We start from the raw sequence: 18,408 nt of genomic DNA, 5'->3' as shown, positions 1-18,408 counted from the left end.
AATACTGTCGGGGTCGGGGGCTATCGGAGGTCGTCTGCGAGCGAAACCGCCTCGTCAGCGGCCGATTCCGATGCCCGACCGGCGTACTTCGCCTCCTCGTAGAGGGTCGCGAGCCGTCGCGCGCGCTCGTCGCCCACGCTCGCGGCGTACTGCCGGACCGTCTCACCCGCGCGCCGGGGGCGCACCCGTCTGGAGAGGACGTACTCCGCGCGCCGGTAGGCGCCCTCGATGTCGGCGACGGGGTCGCGTCTGGGCTGGTAGCGCAGCCAGACGGCGCGGTAGGCCCGGTCGCCGAGTCCGGAGCGACGGGCCGCGGCGACGGCCCCCAGCCCGACGACGCTCCAGAGCGCGAGCTCCTCACGCGGCGGGAGCTCGGGGATGGAGAACCCCTCGTTCGCGTCGGTCCCGCCGAAGGGGGTCTGGCGGAACTGGCTGAAGTCGGGTGTCGGGGTGGTGTTCCGGCTCTGGTTCCCGAACTCGGGTGTCGGGGTGACCCGTCGGGGCGTCTCGGGTGTCGGGGTGGGCGTGGGCGTCCACGCCTCCGGCCCGGTTTCGACGGTGTCGACGTTCGACTCGTTGTTGGCGCGGGCCTCCTCCAGTCGCGCCTGTTCGGCGGCGGTGCGGGGGCCGGCGGGTGTGGGGTCGAACCGGACCCAGCCCACGTCGGGGAAGTAGACCTCGACCCAGGCGTGGGCGTCGAGCCCGCGGGCGACCCAGCGGTCGCGCGCGACCTGCTCGCCCGTGGTGTAGCCGACGGCCAGCCGGGCGGGGATACCCTGCGTGCGGAGCATCGTCACCATCGTGGTGGCGAAGTAGGTGCAGTAGCCGGCGTCCATCTCGAAGAGGAAGGCGTCGGCGGTGTCGCCGCGTGGCCGTTCCACGTCCAGCGAGTAGCGCTTGTTGTTCTCCAGCCACTGCTCGGAGACGCGCGCGATGTCGTAGGGGTTGTCCGCGTTCGCCGTGATGCGGCTGGTCCGGTCGGCGACGCGCTCGGGGAGGTTCTCCGGGAGCTGGAGGTAGCGCTGTTCGACCTCGTCGGGGTAGTCCGTCCCCGCGGTCCGCAGCGTCCGCGGCGAGGGGTTCACGACCCGGCTCGTCACCGCGTAGCCGTCACCGGTCGAGAGGGGGGTCGCGGGGCGCAGGCTCCCCTCGTCGAGGACGCGGATGGGGACGTCGTTCGCCCCCGCCGTGGTGGGTTTCCAGAGCGCGGGCATCACGGTCATCGTCGTCTCCATCGTGAACCGCTGGTCGACCACCTCGTTCCGGCCGGGGGGGCTCGACAGCCGGCCCTCGTAGGGGCGGGCGCCCCCGGTACGCACCCAGCCCTGGCCCGTGTAGCGGTCGTAGGAGTTCACCTTCCAGTAGCCCGGCTGCTCCGAGGTGACGGTAAAGCGCACCTCCGGGGAGAGCTCGACGGAGCCGAGCACCTTCAGGTCGTCACCGGCGCTGACGAGGCTGGCCTCCACGCTGGCGGAGCCCTGTGCCCCGCCGAACCCGGAGAAGACCCCGCCGCCCCCGCCCGCCCCTGCGGGAACGGGGACGACGGTGACGGAGAAGGAGACGAGGACGGCGACCGCGAGCACGACGGCGATGACCTCGGCGCTGTCGAGGCTCCCGTCTCGCCTGTCCAGATCGCCGAATCCGAGTGCGCCCGCCGCGCCGAGGACGCCGATGAGCGTGGTCGTGGCGTCCGCGTCGCCCGTGAGGACGAAGACGCCGAGGGTCGCGCCCGCGACGGCGACTGCGGCGCTGTAGCGCCCCCGCACGGCGAGATACCACGCGAAGAACGTCGGGGCGGGGGCGACGGCGAGCGCCCAGACGCCGGCGTTGACGATGCGCAGAATCGACAGCCCCGTGAGCAGCGCGAGGCTGTCGGTGACGATGACCGACAGTTTCCCATAGACCTCGATGTTCGCGGGCAGCGAGGTGACGTAGAGGTACGCCCCGACGAGGAGCGCGAGCGTCGCCAACAGGAGCGCCCGCCGGAGGGTGAGCAGCCGGGCGAAGACGGTGGCCGCCCCGACTGAGCTCCCGACGACGAGCGCGAGATGGAGGGGGTTGCCGGTGACGGTGATGACGAACAGCAGCACCCGGAGGTAGGCGGCGACGAGCAGGCCGACGCTCCCGACGGCGAGGAGGCGCGGGGTGGCGAAGCGGTCCTCGCGCGTGCTCGGGAGATAGCGGTTCACGACGCTCATCGGCTCACTCCCTGGATGTCCGAGTAGGGGAAGGCGTCGTCGGCCACCCGAACCTGGACGCCGTCGCCGGTGGCGAGCACGCGCACGTCGGCACCCACCTCACCCACGCGCCCGCCGGGGGTGCGTGCGAGCAGCGCGAGCGCGGCGTCCCGCTGGTCGTCTCCCCCACCCTTCTCGAGGTGGCCGCCGGGCGTCTCGAGCCCGACCCGGATGTCGGCGTCGAGCAGGTGGACGACGATGCTGGCCGCGGCGCTCGCCATCGCGTCGGCGTGGCCCGCGTCGCACTCCGCGGCGACGGTGACACCCCCTTCGTCGTGGGTGGCGAACTCCGCGACGACGAGGTCGTCACGCTTCGCGCTGGACTTCCAGTGGATGTCGCGCAGGGGGTCGCCGGGGACGTACTCTCGTAAGGAATCGAACGCCTGCCGGTCCGGGGTCCCCGAGCGCTCGACGAGCCCGTGGAACGCCCGGTTCGGCGTGAGCGGGTCCACCCGCGGGTAGACGAGCAGGTCGGTGCGGGTCGTCTCGCGGGTGGCCCGCCGGCAGAGCCCCAGCGCGTCGGTGACGGTCACCCGTGCGGGGCCGACGGGGTGGTCCCCCCTCGACAGCAGCTCCACCTCGTAGTGCAGGGTGGCGTCGCCCGCGACGGCCCGCTCGGGGTTCGCGATGCGGAGCCCGCCGTCGGTCCCCTCGCGGATGTCACACGGCCCCGTCGCCTCGACGGTGGCCTCTACGTCTCTGTATTCGCCGGGGTACCCCGGCGCGGGCTTGCGTCGCGAGATGGTCGGGGGCTCGCGCCGGGAGACCTGGACCACGCCCGCGGCGAGCATGACGAGCGCCGGCGCGGCCACGGCGTTCAGCGCGCGCGGCCCGAAGGTGTACGAGAGCCCCATCGCCGCGACCGCCACGGCGAGCACGGCCCAGCCGCGACGGGTGAGCCTCATTCCACCGCGACGGCGTCCAGCGCGGCCGTCACCAGCTCCTCCGGCGTCCCCTCCCCTCGCGCCACGCGGACCCGGTGGGCGAGCGTCGGGAGCGCCTCCCGCTGTACGTCGTCCGGGAGGACGTAGTCCCGGCCGTCGAGCACGGCCCGCCCCTGCGCGGCCCGCAACAGCGAGATCGACCCCCGTGGCGAGACGCCGAGCTGGGCGTTCTCGCGGGTGTAGCGCGCCAGCCGGGTGACGTACTCCCGGACCGGCGTCTCCACCGTGACGTTCGCCGTCGTCTCGCGTGCCGCACGGAGGTCGCCGACGGCCGCCACCGGCTCCAGTTTCTGGATGGGGTGGTCGCCGACGATCTTCCCCAGCACCTCCACCTCCTCGGCCTCCTCGGGATAGCCGAGCGAGAGCTTCTGCATGAACCGGTCGAGCTCCGCCGCGGGGAGCTCGTACGTCCGGTCGCGCTCCACGCTGTTCTGCGTCGCCACGACGAAAAACGGGTCCGGGACGAGATGCGTCTCCCCGTCGACGGTCACCTGTTCCTCCTCCATCGCTTCCAGGAGCGCCGCCTGCGTCTTCGGGGGCGCGCGGTTGATCTCGTCGCCCAAGAGCACGTTCGCGAAGATCGGCCCCGGACGGAACTCGAACTCGCGGCTCTGTTGGTTGAACACGTTCACGCCGGTGATGTCGGAGGGCAGGAGGTCCGGGGTGAACTGCACGCGCTTGAACTCACACTCGAACGACTTCGCGACCGCGCGGGCGAGCATCGTCTTCCCGACGCCCGGCACGTCCTCGAGGAGCACGTGCCCGCGTCCGAGGATCGCCACCACGAGATGCTCGATGGCCTCGTCGTTGCCGACGATGACCTCACCGATGTTGTCGATGACCGCCTGCGCGGTTCTCCCCGCTGTCTCCACGTCGGCCGGCTGTGCCTCGCTCATTGGTTCGGGGACCATACCGAGGCGGTTCGTTCACTGGCATAAGTGTCTTCACCCAAACGGGACCCGATTGCCATGCGTTCACGAGGGACGCGAGGGTTGTAAGCGTGTCTCCGGTGTGCGGGCGAACACCTATGCCGGTGGGCGGTGGGGTTGTCGTCATGACGCAGACGACGTTGGGCGGTCCGGACCGCACGATTTTCAAGGCGACTGGGCCACCGGATCACTGGCTCACTACGCTCGTCACGGGAATCTGGGGATTCACGGAGGACAACAGAAGCGCGTGGGAGCGGGTGGAGTCGGGCGACATCATCGTCTTCCATTCGACGGGGACGGACACGCACGACGGCTCGTGGGAGTCCGGACTCGTCGGCTACGGTGTCGTCGAATCCTGCGAGCGGAAGGACTACCCACTGTGGCGCTCCGAAACCGAGGCCGAGGAGAACCAGTATCCGTACATCGCCCTGCTTCGCGAGACCTACTGGCGCGGCTCCCTCCGGGATATCGACGGCGCCCCCATCGGCTCGAAATCCGTCGAGCAGATCCACGCCGAGATCCGGGCGCTCCTCACGGACCGAGTCGAACTCTCTACCTTCTCCGATCGGTTCGACTACAACTTCCCGGTGATGGGGTCGTTCAGCGAGTTCCAGTACGCCGACGAGACGCTCGATCTCTTCCACGAGCAGCCGATGACGCGGGTGCAGTACCGCGAGCGCGAGTCGGGTGACACCACGACTGATTCCTCACCCACGGTCTCCTTCGACGACATCGCGGCGACGACGGAGCTCACCGTCGACACCGATACGCTCTTCGACGGCCTCTACTTCCCCGACGCGGAGCGCGAACGCATCGCCAGTGCCGTCGCCGCCGCGATTCACTCGGGGAAACACCTCATCTTCACCGGTCCGCCCGGGACCGGGAAGACGGAACTCGCGGAGAACCTCTGTACTGCGCTCACCGACGCGAACCGCCAGTACACGGGCTATCAGGTGACGACGGCGACGGCCGACTGGTCGACGTTCGACACCGTCGGGGGGTACATGCCACGCGAGAGCGGTGACGGCTCGCTGGAGTTCAACCCGGGCCAGATCCTCCGACGACTGGCCAACGGTGACCGGGCTCGGAACGAACTGCTCGTCATCGACGAGATCAATCGCGCGGACATCGACAAGGCGTTCGGCCAACTGTTCACGGTGCTCTCCGGGCAGGCGGTGCAGCTCCCGTTCGAACAGGGCGGTGAGGAGATCACCATCTCGCCGTCCACGGAGATCGAGTGGGGAGCGCTCACCGCCACCGACTACGTCGTGCCGGAGTCGTGGCGGCTCCTCGCCACGATGAACAGCTACGACAAGACCTCGCTCTACGAGATGAGCTACGCCTTCATGCGACGGTTCACCTTCGTCCGGGTGGGGACGCCGGCGAACGACCGACTGGAGGAGGCCGTCGACGAGTACGTCGCCCGATGGAACGTCGCCCCGACGGCGACACAGCAGGTTGCCGTCACCGACATCTGGAAACGGACGAACGAGTCGGGGCGCCCCATCGGCCCGGCCCTCGTGAAGGACATGCTCGGCATGGTCACGAACGGTGGCGGTGTGACGGAATCGACGACACAGGCGGTCGTCAGCTACGTCTTCCCACAGCTGGAGGGGGTACCGGACCGGAAACGCGTGGTCGCCTCGCTCTGTGACAGCGAGTACGTGGACGCCGACAGGCTTCGAACGGTCGCGAGCGAGATGTTACAGGTCAGATTCGATGAAACGCAACGAACTGCTTGAGGCGCTCACCGCGGACATCCTCGGCTACGTGATGGCCGGGAAGGTCTCCGAGGGCGTCGTCGCGGAGGCCATCAGCCCGCAGGGACTCGACGAACGGTTCGAGGAGTTCGAGTTCCTCGTCGACCTCCACTTCCTCTTGCGCGAGGACGTGGTCCAGTTCGTGCGCGATCTCCCGCGACACCTCCGAGAGCTGGAGACCTCGACGCGAACCCGCACACACGTCGTCCGCGGGGGCGTCCGCGGGCGCGTGAACTGGCAGCGGACGCTCATTCGCCGCTACGGCGAGAGCCCCAGCGATACCGCGATGTTCGTCTGTGACACTCGCACGGAGAACTACGATACCGACGAGAACCTCGTCCTCAAACACCTCCTCTCCGTCGTCCACCGGACGCTCGACCGGGCCGAGCGCTTCCTCGACCGGGAGTACGACTGGGTCCACGACGCGTGGCTCGCCGAGGACCTCGTCGACGACCTCCGTCGGGTGTTCGAACGGAACGTCCACGTCCGACGGATCCGCGACCCGGAACAGTACGAACCGACCGACAGGATGCTCGCGACGGCAGAGGCGTCCCGGCAGGGAGTCTATCGGGAAGCCGCTCGGCTCGTCCGCGCCCGCGAAGCCGCCAGAACCGGGAAGCGAGACGCGATTCGCGACCTCCTCGAACGCACGGCCATCACCCCGGACGACGAGGAGACGCTGTTCGAGCTGTTCGTCCTCTTCCGGATCATCTCGACCATCGAGGACCTCCGTGACGGGGAGTTCACCCTCCGGACCATCGAATCGGGGAAACAGGAGATCGCCCGTTTCGACGGCGAGAAGGAAGTCGTCATCTACCACGACAGTTCCGCGAGCGACCGCAGTCTTTCGTTTCTCACCTCCCCGAAGGAGGCAGAGAAATCCGACGAGGCGCTCACCCGCGCCGAGACGGTCCAGCGGACGGCCCGCTCCGTCGCGAAGGACTACTTCGGTTCCGGGTTCGACGAGCGCACTGGCCGTCCCGACGTGGTCGTCCTCGAGATCCACGACGAGGGGACGAACGAGTACGACTACTTCATCACCGAGGTGAAACACTCCACCCGACGGAAGACGGTCCTCCAGGGCATCCGCGAGACGCTGGAGTATCTCGCCTTCCTCCGTGTGGACGAGGAGTTCGCCCACGGAGACGGGGACGACGGCCCGTTCTTCGGCGACGGCTGGAACGGCCTCCTCGTCACGCAGGACATGGACAGCGAGACGCGCCCGCTCGAGGAACAGGAGACGATTCGGATTCTGCAGGCGTCGGAGCTGGAAGCAGAGTTGGCGACGGTGCTGGACCGGGTGGTTTGAGGACGGTAGTACGCTATCTCGGTCCAACCGGACGGCGAAGCGTGGAACCACGATTCTGCAGCGATGAACGATATACCGCGTACCACCGCCAAACGTTTATACAGGAATTGGCCACCAGAGCAGGTAATGCGCCCGTCGGAGAACGCGACGGAGTTCGACCGCGAGATCGAGGCGGTCGAACTCGGGGACGGGGACTCCCTCGACGAGCGACTGGCCGAAACGTCTTTATGGCACAATTGACTACATTCGGGTACACCATGCCGGTGCTCCTCAAAGACCACGACTCTGACCTCGAGCTTCGCCCAGGAACCACGAAATCAGATATCGTGGTGTACCTGTACCAAAATCCTGAGTGGGGATACTCGCCGCAAGAGATCAAAGAGGCCCTCGACATCCCTCGAGGGACCGCTACGACCACACTCAAGCGTCTCCATGATGACGACTACGTCGGAAAAACGGACGACGGCTACTACTACGCTCTGAGCGAACGAGACGACATCCGACGGTACCTCTCCAGTCTCAACCAAGTCGATCGACTGTTCGGTCACCACCGCGATGCGGACGCCACTCCCGAAGAACCCGAGACACAACTCGGAGCGGGTCGTACCGACGAGGAGCTCGATGCAGAACTCGCAGCGTTGGAAGGCGAACTGAATGAATAAACTATCTGCAGGCGATGTTTGCTGGGCACAAGACCCAACAGGTGCTCATCCCCAGAGACCAATTATCGTCTTGGCTCACGATACACACCCGTTCAGTGCCACCGATTGTACTGTGATGTGCGTTGGGACAAGTGCCGGGAAGTACCAGCAAACTACGCCGGAACTCAAAGACGAGCACCTCACGGGGATTTCGTTCAACGACACGTCGTATCTGATGCCGTGGGCCCTCTACACGATCGCACCAGGGTCGATCATGAACGGGGATATAAAAGGTAAACTCACAGAAGACGGACGAAGGCTGGTGAAAAAGTCACTCATTTCTCTTCTCCCGTAGGTGGTTGATGGTGGAAGCCAGGACAGCCGATTCAGGTCAATGCGAGAGGACGTGGTGGTGTGAGTGGCACGGACGCGGTTTTCGGGGTGGGAGTCCCCGTGAGCCACGGCTTCGAGCCGGCCGTGTCGCTCATCGCAGGCGTACACTCGTACTCCCACCCAGCATACCGTTCGGTATGTCGGTAGACGTGGACGAGCCGTCCCGGGATGAAAACGGTGAGGAGCCGTGCGTCCCCGAGGAGGTGCTCGAGGCGATCGACGACCTCGCGGAAGGGAACACTGCTACCAAGGCTGATATCGAAGCCGTCCTGAAATTCTAGTCTCTATCTTCGTTGCGCTGTGGCATTTGTTCTGTTAGATGAATCTGAGGAGACACACCCAATCATCTTAACTTACTTACACTTCGGGCAGTTCATATCGGCTAGCTACCACCCCTTACACTCGCCACACACCATCCCCTCATCGTCGCGCCACCGTTTCTCCACCGTCTCCCCACACGCCTCACACTCGGTTCCCTCCGGCGACCAGTCGTAGGTCGGCTTCGCTGGCTCGACGGTCTCGGGTTCGGGTTCCTCGTCCGCCTTCGACTCGACGGTCTCCGGTTCTGGCTCGTCGTCCGGGTCTTCGCGCTCCTCGCCCGTGAACTCCGTGAGCGATCGGTCCATACCCCTACTCACTCGCGAAGCCATTAGAATCCCACCGGAACTCGAAGCGCGCCCCCCCGGAGTCGCTCTCGGTGAGCGAGAGGGTCCAGCCGTGGGCGATGGCGACTTCGTGGACGATGGCGAGGCCGAGGCCGATGCCCTCGGAGGAGGTGGTGTAGCCGTAGTCGAGGACGCGCTCGCGGAGGTCGTCGGGGATGCCGGGGCCGTCGTCGGCGACGTAGAAGCCGTCGGGGAGGGTGCCGACCTCGACGCGGGGTTCGGGGCCGGCGTGGCGGACGGCGTTCGAGAAGAGGTTGCCGAACAGCGACCGGAGGCGGGCGGGGTCCCCCTCGACGGTGGGGAGGTCGGCCACCACGTCGAGATACGCGCCCTCGATGTTCTGGTCGGCCCAGGCCTCGCGCACGAGCACGTCGAGCGAGCAGGGGACGCGCGCGGCCTCGCCCCCCTGGGCGAGCGCGAGCAGGCCGTCGATGAGGTCGCCGAGGCGTTCGAGCGCGGCGTCGGCGGCGATGACGTGCTCGACGGCCTCCTCGGGGTCCTCGTCGGTGACCGCGGCGTGTTTCGCGAGGGTGAGCCGGCCGCGGGCGACGGCGAGCGGATTGCGGAAGTCGTGGGCGATGATGCCGATGATGCGGGCCAGCCGGTCGTTCTGGCGGGCGAGTTCGTCCGTGCGCTCGCGGAGGTCGGCCTCGGTTTCGAGGGCGTCGATGGCGTAGCCGATGGTCTCGGCGAGCTCGGTGAGGACGGCGCGCTCGCGCGCGTCGAAGGCGTTCGGGCGGTCGGCGTAGATGGCGAGCAGGCTGTAGAGTTCGTCGTCGTGGAGGATGGGGAGGACGATGACGGAGCGGTAGCCGTACTCGTCGACGGCGTCGGTCCACGGCGCGAAGCGGGGGTCGGTCTGGAGGTCCGAGGCGACCTGCACGCGCCGGGTGCGGTAGGCGCGCCCGCCCGGCCCCTGTCCCCTGGGCGACTCGTCGAGCCGGATGGTGACGCGGTCGAGATACCCCGCGTCGTCGCCGGCGGAGACGCGGGGGACGAGCTTCTCTCCCGTGGCGTCGGCCTCGCCGAACCACGCGAATTGGTAGGGCTCCGAGTCGGTGAGCAGCTCACAGACGCGGCGTTCGAGCGCCTCGCGCGACTCCGCGTAGACGACGACCTGCTGGACCCGGCGGATGAGGTCGGTGATCCGCGAGAGGTCGGCGGCGTGGCCCCGCGCGCGGTTGGAGCGCACCGCGTCGTGCAGGCGCTCGACGAGCGCGTCGAGCCTCTCGGGGCCGTCCTGCCGGAGATACCCCGTCACACCGAGGCCGACGAGCGTCTCCGCGAGCGCCTCCGACCCCCGGCTGGTGAAACAGATGATGGGGATGTCCGCGTCCCGCTCGCGGACGGCGGCGACGAGCGTGCGGCAGTCGAACGCGTCGTCGTGGCCGGTGACGACGGCGTCGAACCGCTCGCGGTCGAGCAGCTCGATGGCGTCCGCTTCCGCTGCGACGTGGACGATGTCGAGGTCGGGGTAGCGTGCCGCGAGCTGCGTGTGCACTGGCTCACCGTCCGCCGTCCCGTCGACGTGAAGCACACGCACGTCCATTGAAATACGTAGACGCGCAGGAGGCTTAAGCAGGGTTGCTTCGACGGACAGCTACAAGTCACCCCACCTGTAACTCCGGGTATGGCAGAGGGAACGGCCAGCGGCGGGCTCCTCGAGAGCATCGTTCAGCTCCCGGTGGAGTTCGCGAAGATCGCAGCACAGAGCCCCGAGCAGGCGGCCCTGCTCGCCTCGGGGAGCATCATCATCGGCGTCGCCGTCGCCTACTTCGGCTACCTCCTCGCGGGTGCGACCCTCGAGGGGTTCGTCAGTCTCTTCCCGGCGAGCGAAGGGCCGCCCCAGCGAGGTCGATAGCCGACTCCAGCTCGGGGCCGAGCGGCGACCCCACGACGATGCCGTCCGCGTGTTCGAGCAGCTCCTCTACGCGCGCTTCGACCGCGTCCGGCGTGCCCGCAATCGAGAACGCGTCGAGCATCGCGTCCGTCACCAGCCCGAACGCCGCCCGGAAGGCCCCTCCCGAGATCTGCTCACCGATGGCCGACGCCCGCTCCGGGTCGACGCCGTGGCGGTCTAAGACGGGGGGTGCCGCCCCGCTCGCGATGAACGCGACGGGAGGCCGGGCCGCCTCCCGCGCCGCCTCGGCGTCCTCGGCGATGCTCACGCTCGCGTAGGCCACCAGCTCGAACGTTCCTCGCGAGTCGGGACGCTCCTCTAACCCGATATCGACCTGCTCGCGCGCCCACGCCAGGTCGTCCGGGTGTGAGCCATTAAAGAGGAGGCCGTCGGCGTGTTTCGCCGCCATCCGGCACATGTGCGGGCCTTCGCCCCCCACGTAGACGGGGATCTCGGAGTCGATCTCGTAGTTCAGCCCCGCGTCCACGGCCTCGAACGTGCCGTCGTGGCTCACGCGCTCGCCCGCCCAGAACCGCTGGGCAACCTTGAACGTCTCCAGCACGCGACTCAGCCCCTGCTCCCGGTCGATACCGAGGTTCCGCAGCGTCGAGGGGTCCCCCGGTCCGATGCCGAAGACGGCCCGGCCCCCGGAGGTCTCCTGCAGCGTCGCCACGCGGGACGCGAGCGCGACGGGATGCGTCTCGTAGGGGTTGGCGACCCCCGGGCCGACCCGAACCGAATCCGTGGCCCCCGCGATGCGGTCGAGCGCGACGAACGGGTCACGGTTGTTGTAGTGCGACGAGGCGAACACCGTGTCGAACCCCGCCTCCTCCGCTTTCTTGCCTAACGACTCGATTCGGTCGACCGGGTGTTCCGGCGTCAGCTCGATTCCTAGCATGGTGATCTTGTTTTCGTGTCTGGTTCGTTGTTTCTCGCCGTTCAGGGCTTCTCGCTGCTGTGACCGGGTGGGACGCTCTCTTTTGATTTGCTTTCGGGGCCGCACACACCTGCAAAGCCCTCTTTTGATTTGCTTTCGGGGCCGCACACACCTGCAAAGCCCTCTTTTGATTTGCTTTCGGGGCCGCACACACCTGCAAAGCCCTCTTTTGATTTGCTTTCGGGGCCGCACACACCTGCAAAGCCCTCTTTTGATTTGCTTTCGGGGCCGCACACACCTGCAAAGCCCTCGGGTGCTCGCGGTCGCTGCACGGGATATCCGCTTCGCGGATAGGGCCCGTGCAGACGACTCCCCTCCGGCGCGAGCCCCCTCGCCCTTTGCGATTCCGCCAGGGGCCGCACCGCACAGCACCGCAACCGCACCGCGCCAGCCCTTCCCCGAGGCCGCGCGCCCTCACTGCCGTTCGGGACGCGCGACCGGCCGTGTGGTTCGCTCATCTCACTCGCCAAACTCCCAGGCGCGGAGCGCCTGCCGGACGAGGTCGTCTTCCTCGCTCCGGAAGAGCTCGTTCGAGCCCTCGTGGTCGCCGAACTCGAAGCCGCGGACGACGACGGCGGGGGTCCCCCCGTCACCCTCGCCCGCGACGAGGTTCGCGGCGCCGGCGAGTTCGTCGACGACGGACTGGACGGTGACGCCGAGTTCTCTCCCATCTCTATCGTGCTCCCCGCGCCAGTCGCGCGAGGCGGGCATCCCGGCCCAGCCGAGGGCGACCCCGCGCTGGCCGTGGCGGAAGGGGCGCCCCGAGGTGTCGGTGACGATGACCGGGATGCCCAGCGCCTCGGAGAGGCGTTCGGCCGACGCGCCGGGATTCTCGGGCAGCAGGAGCAGGTCGTGGCCCGGGACGTTCGAGCGGTCGATCCCCGCGTTGACGGTGGTGTGGCCGAACCGCGTCACCGCGAGGATGAACGGGGCCTCGATGACCAGCTCCTCGCTCTCCTCCAAGACGGCCTGGGCGAACCGCGGGTCCTTCTCCTCGCCCGTGAGCTCCGCCAAGCGGGCCGCGATGGCCTCCGCCCGGTCGCTCGCCGGGAAGTCGGCGAGGTCTGCCGCCCGGCCCTCCGCCTTGGAGACGACGGTGGAGGCGACACACAGCACGTCCCCCGCCTCGAAGTCCGCGCGCTCGGCGATGAGGGCGGCGAGGTCGTCTCCCGCCCGAATCTCGGGGAGGTCCGGAACGGCGAACAGTTCCATACCCGAGTTCGCGCCCGCGAGGTGAAAAAGTCGCGCGTTACCGGAGATTCGTCGCGTGGGGGTCAGTCGCTCACGACGGGCGTCACGTCGATGGCCCCCTCGGCGACCTCGACGACCAGAATCGAGGTGTCGGGAGCCGGTTCCGCACCGGTCGCGCTCCCCGGGTTGAGCACGCGGTAGCCGCCCAACTCCCGGTCCGTCCGCTGGTGGGTGTGACCCGACACGCCGACCGTGAGCCGGTCGGGGTCCGCGTGCTCCGCGACCGTCTCCGCGACGCGGTCGTCGTACCCCTCCAGGTCGCCGGTGCCGTGGGTGACGACGAACCGGACGCCCTCGACGTCGAGGACGGCGACCTCCGGCAACCCCAGCTCGGGGTCGAGATTCCCCCGAACGGCGGTGAGCGCGGGCGCGAGGTCCCGGATCTCGTCGTACGCCTCCTGTGAGTCGAAATCTCCCGCGTGGATGACGTGGTCTGCCTCCCGGAGCTCCCCGCGTACCCACGTCGGGACCTCTGCGGCTCGCGACGGAATGTGGGTGTCGCTGACGATGACGACGCGCATACTTCCTCTCCGAGGCGACCCCCCAAAGTTTCCCCGGCGAGGGCGTAGGGAGACCATGATTCCGGTCGCCACCGTCTTCCTGCGCGAGGGTACGGAGGTGCTGCTCCTCAGGCGAAGCGACGAAGTCGGCTCCTATCCCGGGAGGTGGGGCGCGGTCTCGGGTCACGTCGCCGACCACGGCGACCCCGAGTCGGCCGCCCGCGCCGAGATTCGCGAGGAGACCGGTCTCGAGGACGCCCGCCTCGTCCGCGCGGGCGAGCCCTTCACCGTCGAGGAGTGGCAGGTCCACCCGTTCTTATTCGAGGTCGCGGGGCGGGAAATCCAGCCGAACTGGGAGACCGACGCGTGGGCGTGGGTCCACCCCACCGAGATGCTCCGGCGCGAGACCGTCCCCGACCTCTGGAAATCGTACGAGCGGGTCGCCCCCACCGTCGACACCGTGCAGGAGGACACGGACCACGGCTCCACCTATCTCTCCGTGCGCGCGCTGGAGTGTCTGCGCGACCGCGCGGCCGTCGCGCCCGAGACGGTCCCCGCCCTCGCCCGCGATCTCCTCCAAGCGAGGCCGAGCATGCGCGTCATCGAGAACCGCGTGAACCGCGTCATGCAGGAGGGGGGGACCGAGAAAGCCGCCCGGAACGGTATCGAGCGGTCGCTCGCCGCCGATTCGAAGGCCGCGCACAACGCGGCCGCGATGCTCCCCGAGCGCGTGCTCACGCTCTCGCGGTCCGGTACGGTGCTCGCCGCGCTCCGGGCGGCAGAACCGCACGTCTTCGTCGCCGAGTCCCGGCCCGCACGTGAGGGGGTGACCGTGGCCGAGGAACTCGCCGAGTCGATGCCCGTCACCCTCCACACCGACGCTGCCATCGCGCACGTGCTCGCCACCGAGGGGGTCGACGCCGTCCTCGTCGGGGCCGACGCGGTGCTCGCCGACGGCTCCGTGGTGAACAAGACGGGCACGCGAGGGGCAGCGCTCGCCGCGACCCACGAGGGGATCCCCGTCTACGTCGTCTGCGCGCGGGACAAGATCGCCGCGGACGAGACGGCGCACCTGGAATCCGGGCCCGACGAGGAGATTCATGACTCCCTCGACGTGCTGAATCCGACGTTCGACGTGACACCTCCCGAGGCGATTTCGGCCGTCGTCACGGAGGACGGGGCGCTCTCCGAAACGGATGTTCGGGCGGCCGCCCGCGAGCACGCGGCGCTCGCCGACTGGGACTGATTTCCCTCGCGGCGAACCGAACGGCCTTTTTCGGTCGCCCGGCTATCATCCTCCGGTGGCCGTGAGGAGATGTTACCCCCTCTGAGCCCCTTGTGATGAGGATTTCACACCGAGCCACCACCTCTCTGGCACCACGCGCGCCCAGCCGCGCCGTTCTCTTGTCGCTCGCTCGCGTACCCAACCTGTGAAGCGACGGCGCTATCTCGTCTCCCTCGGCGCAGTCGCCCCGCTCGCGGGCTGTGCGGGCTATCAGGGTGCCTCGACGCCGACCCCGGATTCGACCTCCATTGCGGAACAGGGGTTCCCCGCCACGGTCTGCGAGGAGCCGTTGCTCCCCGAACTGATCCGGGCTATCGCCTCTCCGTCGTTCGCCTCGGGCGGTGAGCTCGACCCGGACGAGCGCCTCGTCGTCGTGGAATCGGGGGGTGTCACCCGTGGCTACCCGCGCTCGATTCTCCGCGTCCACGAGGCCGTGAACGCGCCCGATGGATTGCTCGTCACCTTCTGTCCGCTCTGTAACAGCGGCGTCGTCGCGAGCCGCGTCGTCGAGGGCGAGGAAGCCACCTTTGGCGTCTCCGGCCAGCTGTGGAAACCCCCGGACGCCTACACCGCGGCGCGGGTCGCCGACGGGGACGCCTTCGCCGTGGGAGAGGGTGACGTGCGCGATACGGGGAATCTCGTGCTCTACGACCTCAATACAGAATCCAGATGGTCACAGCTGCTGGCCCGGGCCATCTGCGGCCCGCTCGACGGCACGAGACTGGATCTCCACCCCTCCACCGTGGTCACGTGGGCCGAGTGGCAGGCCGAGTACGACGGGGTCGTGCTCCAACCCCCGAGCGAGGCGGAGTTGCTGTAGGCGGTGGCGGTGCGGTGGCGGTGCGGAGGCGGTGCTGGGGCGGTGGCGGTGCGGAGGCGGTGCTGGGGCGGTGGCGGTGCGGAGGCGGTGGCGGTGCGGAGGCGGTGGCGGTGCGGAGGCGGTGGCGGTGCGGAGGCGGTGGCGGTGCGGAGGCGGTGGCGGTGCGGAGGCGGTGGCGGTGCGGAGGCGGTGGCGGTGCGGAGGCGGTGGCGGCGCGGAGGCGGTGGCGGTGCGGAGGCGGTGGCGGTGCGGAGGCGGTGGCGGCGCGGTGCTGGGGCGGTGGGCCGGGAGCGCATCCCGAGCGTGAGCGAGGGGGCGCGACCTCGGGGAAAGGCTGGTCTGTTGCGGTTGCGGTGCGGAGGGGCGGACCCGTCGCCGTACCGAATCAGCCCGGCGGGCTGATTCGGCCTTTTTGGTGGAGATTTTTCGAGGAGAGGTCCCCACAGCGCGCCGGAGGCGCGCGAGGAGACCCGACGAAGAAAAAGGTCCTCTAGAAGAACTTGAACAGGTCGTCCCGCTGCTGCGCGTGGAGATGCTCGCGGACGGCGTCGTTGAGCGGCTGAATCGAGCCGCGTTTCGCCGAGATGGGGGCGATGGTCTCGCGCCACTGCTTCCAGGGGGGATAGAGCCCCAACCGGTCACAGAGGGCGTTCAGGCGCTCGTCCTCGTCGTCCACCTTGTCCATCTTGTTGACGGCGACGACCGTGGGGATGTCCAGCTCCTGGAGGAAGCCGAACATCTCCACGTCGTGGGGGATCTCCTCCTCGTTGGTGTGGCGGTCGATGATGTCGATGACGGCTTTCCCGTCGACGACGAGGATGCCGACGAGGATCTTGTCGGCGTGCTCCTCGACGTAGCGGACCACGTCGGTTTTGATCTGCTCGCGGACGGCCTCGGGGACGCCGGACATGAACCCGAAGCCGGGGAGGTCGGTGACCATGAAGTCCTCGGCGGTCCAGTCGAAGTGGTTGGGCTTCTTCGTCACGCCGGGTTTCCCGCCGGTGGTGACCTTGTGGCCGGTGATCTCGCGCATCAGCGTCGACTTGCCGACGTTGGACCGCCCGACGAGGACGACCTCGGCGTCGCGGTTGGGGCGGTTCTCGAACATACCCGCCCTTGCTCGTCGGCTCGGATAAGGGGTGCGCTCTCCGCCTCCGCGCCTTCGAGTGACGCCCGCCGTGCCGGGAATCGAACGGCGACGACGAGAACGCCCAAAGACACTAGATATGTTAGTCCGTACGTCAACCCGAACATCGCGAGGATACCAGTCATGAACGAACCCATCCGGCTCGACCCGGACGGCCCGGCGCTCCCGGCGGACAGCACCCTCGACAGGGAGGAGTACCTGGAGATGCACACCGCGGTCGGTGACCCGCACCGATTCCGCATCATGCGCGTGCTGAATCAGGCCGCCGAGCAGGGCGCACGTCTCAGCGCGATCCAGCTCGCCGACGCGGTGGAGCTTCCCTCGAACAAGCTCCACTACCACCTCGACAAGCTCGTCCGCGTCGGGCTCGTCCGCCGGGAGAAGGCCCCTACCCGCGACGACGAGGGATACAGCAGCTACTACACCCCCTCCGCGATGGGCCGCAAAATCCTCTCACACGGCATCGAGGAGTTGATGCGCCGCGAGTGGGAATTCAGCCGCCGATACGCGGAGCCGTCCCCCGCGGAAAACACCGAATAGACGCTTCTTCTTACCGACCGTCTCGCACCGTCACCCGTAGATCCGAGTCTCGGGGTGCGCGTCGTGCCACGCGAACCAGAAGGCGACGACGGCGGGCAGGGGGTCGAGCGTCGTCCCCGCGTGGGGGCCGTCGAGCGCCTCGCCGGTTCGCGGGGACCACCGGGACCCGTCGGCCCGCAGCACCTCGCCATCGACCGAGAACCGGGGGACGCGCCCGCCGACGCGGGGGTCGAACGCCCGGAGCGCGCCGTCCGCGACGGTGACGAGCACGGCCGTCTCGCCCACCCGGTCGGTGATGATTTCCTCGCGCTCGACGACGGGCCGGGGGTAGGCGACGGCCTCCCCGCCCGACGCGAACCCCAGCACCTCCGTCTTCGGGTGGAGCGGGCCCTCCGGCTCCCGGTCCGAGAGCCCCACGCGGTCGCTGGTGACGTAGCCCCCGTACGGGAAGTCGGTGTAGTCGCGGAGCGCGACGCTTCCCCGCCCGACGACGGTCCTCGAAAATGGTGGAGGAAGCAGGACGACGGTGTCCGGGTGGGCCTCGCGCCACTCGCGCCAGGTCGTCAGGCTCGACGGCCGGAGCGTGAGCCGCGTCCCCGTCAGGGGCCCCCGAATCGCCACCGCGTGGAGCTGTGACCACAGCGAGTCCGTCTCGGCGTCGTACATGACGAGGTTGTCCTGGTGGAGGAGCCCCGTGACGCCGAAGGTGAGTTTCCGGCCGTCGATTTCGCGATCCGCGACCACCGCGGAGCCACACAGCGGGCAGAACGTCACCAGCAGGTCGTCGTTGACGATTTCGTGCCAGTCGAGCACCCGGAGGGGGTAGGCGCGCGGCTCCCCGTCCACGACGAGTCCAATCACGCGGTCGAAGGTCGCCAGCCGGGGGTTGATCTCGCGCACCCCGAACTCCGTGCGCGTGGTGAGTGAGACGCCGGACCAGTCGCGGGAGAATGCGGGCTCGGTGATGGCGGGCAGAGCGTCCCGGTTCGCCGCGCGCACGAGGTCCTCCTCGGGAACCGGAAGCGAGAGTGCCGGCTCCGGGTCGGTATCGTCGGAGGGGGGCCCCTGATAGCCGACACAGCCCGTGAGGGCACACAGCGCGAGGAACGCCCGGCGATGCATGGGTCGGATACGCACGCCGCGGGAAAGC

18 protein-coding genes are annotated in these 18,408 nt (G+C 68.6%); 8 read left to right on the top strand and 10 right to left on the bottom strand.

All coding sequences use genetic code 11. The features are described 5' to 3' along the window. Positions 1-20 precede the first annotated feature (20 nt). From ACQUQR_RS09045 to ACQUQR_RS09035, 3 genes are read right to left on the bottom strand one after another with little or no spacing between them, the layout of a single operon-like run. On the bottom strand, positions 21-2,198 hold the full coding sequence (locus ACQUQR_RS09045) for a transglutaminase TgpA family protein (protein WP_435196136.1): 2,178 nt from the start codon (positions 2,196-2,198) through the stop codon (positions 21-23). Then, a complete protein-coding gene (locus ACQUQR_RS09040) occupies positions 2,195-3,142 on the bottom strand; it encodes a DUF58 domain-containing protein (protein WP_435196135.1) in 948 nt (315 codons plus the stop codon). The genes ACQUQR_RS09045 and ACQUQR_RS09040 overlap by 4 nt, the downstream gene beginning before the upstream one ends. After that, positions 3,139-4,092 carry an AAA family ATPase gene (locus ACQUQR_RS09035; protein WP_435196134.1) on the bottom strand — a complete coding sequence of 318 codons (954 nt, stop codon included), beginning with the start codon at positions 4,090-4,092 and terminating at the stop codon, positions 3,139-3,141. Before ACQUQR_RS09035 ends, ACQUQR_RS09040 begins: the two co-directional genes overlap by 4 nt. A 143-nt stretch (positions 4,093-4,235) precedes the next feature. Between ACQUQR_RS09035 and ACQUQR_RS09030 the strand changes: the two genes are divergently transcribed. The 4 genes from ACQUQR_RS09030 (at position 4,236) to ACQUQR_RS09015 (ending at position 8,494) form a co-directional block, all read left to right on the top strand. Then, complete coding sequence (locus ACQUQR_RS09030; RefSeq protein WP_435196133.1) at positions 4,236-5,852, top strand: AAA family ATPase; 1,617 nt, start codon at positions 4,236-4,238, stop codon at positions 5,850-5,852. Next, positions 5,830-7,179, top strand: coding sequence for a hypothetical protein (locus ACQUQR_RS09025; protein ID WP_435196132.1), 1,350 nt, complete (start codon positions 5,830-5,832; stop codon positions 7,177-7,179). Before ACQUQR_RS09030 ends, ACQUQR_RS09025 begins: the two co-directional genes overlap by 23 nt. A 257-nt stretch (positions 7,180-7,436) precedes the next feature. Further along, positions 7,437-7,841 carry a MarR family transcriptional regulator gene (locus tag ACQUQR_RS09020; RefSeq protein WP_435196131.1) on the top strand — a complete coding sequence of 135 codons (405 nt, stop codon included), beginning with the start codon at positions 7,437-7,439 and terminating at the stop codon, positions 7,839-7,841. 509 nt (positions 7,842-8,350) lie between these two features. Next, complete coding sequence (locus tag ACQUQR_RS09015) at positions 8,351-8,494, top strand: hypothetical protein (RefSeq protein WP_435196130.1); 144 nt, start codon at positions 8,351-8,353, stop codon at positions 8,492-8,494. A 105-nt stretch (positions 8,495-8,599) separates the two neighbouring features. Here ACQUQR_RS09015 and ACQUQR_RS09010 read toward each other — a convergent pair whose 3' ends face one another. Both ACQUQR_RS09010 and ACQUQR_RS09005 read right to left on the bottom strand, forming a co-directional pair. Next, entirely contained in the window at positions 8,600-8,839 is a 240-nt protein-coding gene (locus ACQUQR_RS09010; RefSeq protein ID WP_435196129.1) for a DUF7573 domain-containing protein, read from the bottom strand. 4 nt (positions 8,840-8,843) lie between these two features. Then, a complete protein-coding gene (locus ACQUQR_RS09005; RefSeq protein WP_435196128.1) occupies positions 8,844-10,427 on the bottom strand; it encodes a GAF domain-containing protein in 1,584 nt (527 codons plus the stop codon). Positions 10,428-10,508: 81 nt separating this feature from the next. Here ACQUQR_RS09005 and ACQUQR_RS09000 point away from each other — a divergent pair, with 81 nt between their 5' ends. Then, entirely contained in the window at positions 10,509-10,739 is a 231-nt protein-coding gene (locus tag ACQUQR_RS09000; protein ID WP_435196127.1) for a hypothetical protein, read from the top strand. Here the strand turns inward: ACQUQR_RS09000 and ACQUQR_RS08995 are convergent. The 3 genes from ACQUQR_RS08995 to ACQUQR_RS08985 all read right to left on the bottom strand — a co-directional run bounded on the left by ACQUQR_RS08995 (position 10,693) and on the right by ACQUQR_RS08985 (position 13,487). Beyond that, positions 10,693-11,676 (bottom strand): 5,10-methylenetetrahydromethanopterin reductase, encoded by a 984-nt coding sequence (locus tag ACQUQR_RS08995; RefSeq protein ID WP_435196126.1) that lies wholly within the window; start codon positions 11,674-11,676, stop codon positions 10,693-10,695. The genes ACQUQR_RS09000 and ACQUQR_RS08995 overlap by 47 nt on opposite strands. A gap of 498 nt (positions 11,677-12,174) precedes the next feature. After that, positions 12,175-12,927 (bottom strand): coenzyme F420-0:L-glutamate ligase, encoded by a 753-nt coding sequence (locus ACQUQR_RS08990; RefSeq protein ID WP_435196125.1) that lies wholly within the window; start codon positions 12,925-12,927, stop codon positions 12,175-12,177. Between the two features lie 62 nt (positions 12,928-12,989). After that, on the bottom strand, positions 12,990-13,487 hold the full coding sequence (locus ACQUQR_RS08985) for a metallophosphoesterase family protein (protein WP_435196124.1): 498 nt from the start codon (positions 13,485-13,487) through the stop codon (positions 12,990-12,992). A 55-nt stretch (positions 13,488-13,542) separates the two neighbouring features. Between ACQUQR_RS08985 and ACQUQR_RS08980 the strand changes: the two genes are divergently transcribed. Next, on the top strand, positions 13,543-14,712 hold the full coding sequence (locus tag ACQUQR_RS08980; protein ID WP_435196123.1) for an NUDIX domain-containing protein: 1,170 nt from the start codon (positions 13,543-13,545) through the stop codon (positions 14,710-14,712). Between the two features lie 184 nt (positions 14,713-14,896). After that, entirely contained in the window at positions 14,897-15,571 is a 675-nt protein-coding gene (locus ACQUQR_RS08975) for a DUF3179 domain-containing (seleno)protein (RefSeq protein WP_435196122.1), read from the top strand. Between the two features lie 490 nt (positions 15,572-16,061). Here the strand turns inward: ACQUQR_RS08975 and engB are convergent, their stop codons facing one another. Beyond that, a complete protein-coding gene (gene engB / locus ACQUQR_RS08970) occupies positions 16,062-16,679 on the bottom strand; it encodes a GTP-binding protein EngB (protein WP_435196121.1) in 618 nt (205 codons plus the stop codon). A 162-nt stretch (positions 16,680-16,841) separates the two neighbouring features. Between engB and ACQUQR_RS08965 the strand changes: the two genes are divergently transcribed. Further along, complete coding sequence (locus ACQUQR_RS08965) at positions 16,842-17,258, top strand: helix-turn-helix domain-containing protein (protein WP_435196120.1); 417 nt, start codon at positions 16,842-16,844, stop codon at positions 17,256-17,258. A gap of 30 nt (positions 17,259-17,288) precedes the next feature. On the opposite strand, the gene ACQUQR_RS08960 is transcribed toward ACQUQR_RS08965, so the two are convergent. Then, positions 17,289-18,380 carry a DUF3179 domain-containing protein gene (locus ACQUQR_RS08960; RefSeq protein WP_435196119.1) on the bottom strand — a complete coding sequence of 364 codons (1,092 nt, stop codon included), beginning with the start codon at positions 18,378-18,380 and terminating at the stop codon, positions 17,289-17,291. Positions 18,381-18,408 lie beyond the last annotated feature (28 nt).

This window comes from Natronomonas sp. EA1, from assembly GCF_051195035.1.
Lineage (GTDB): Archaea > Halobacteriota > Halobacteria > Halobacteriales > Haloarculaceae > JBNTJV01.
This window is presented reverse-complemented; position numbering and strand designations above follow the sequence as displayed.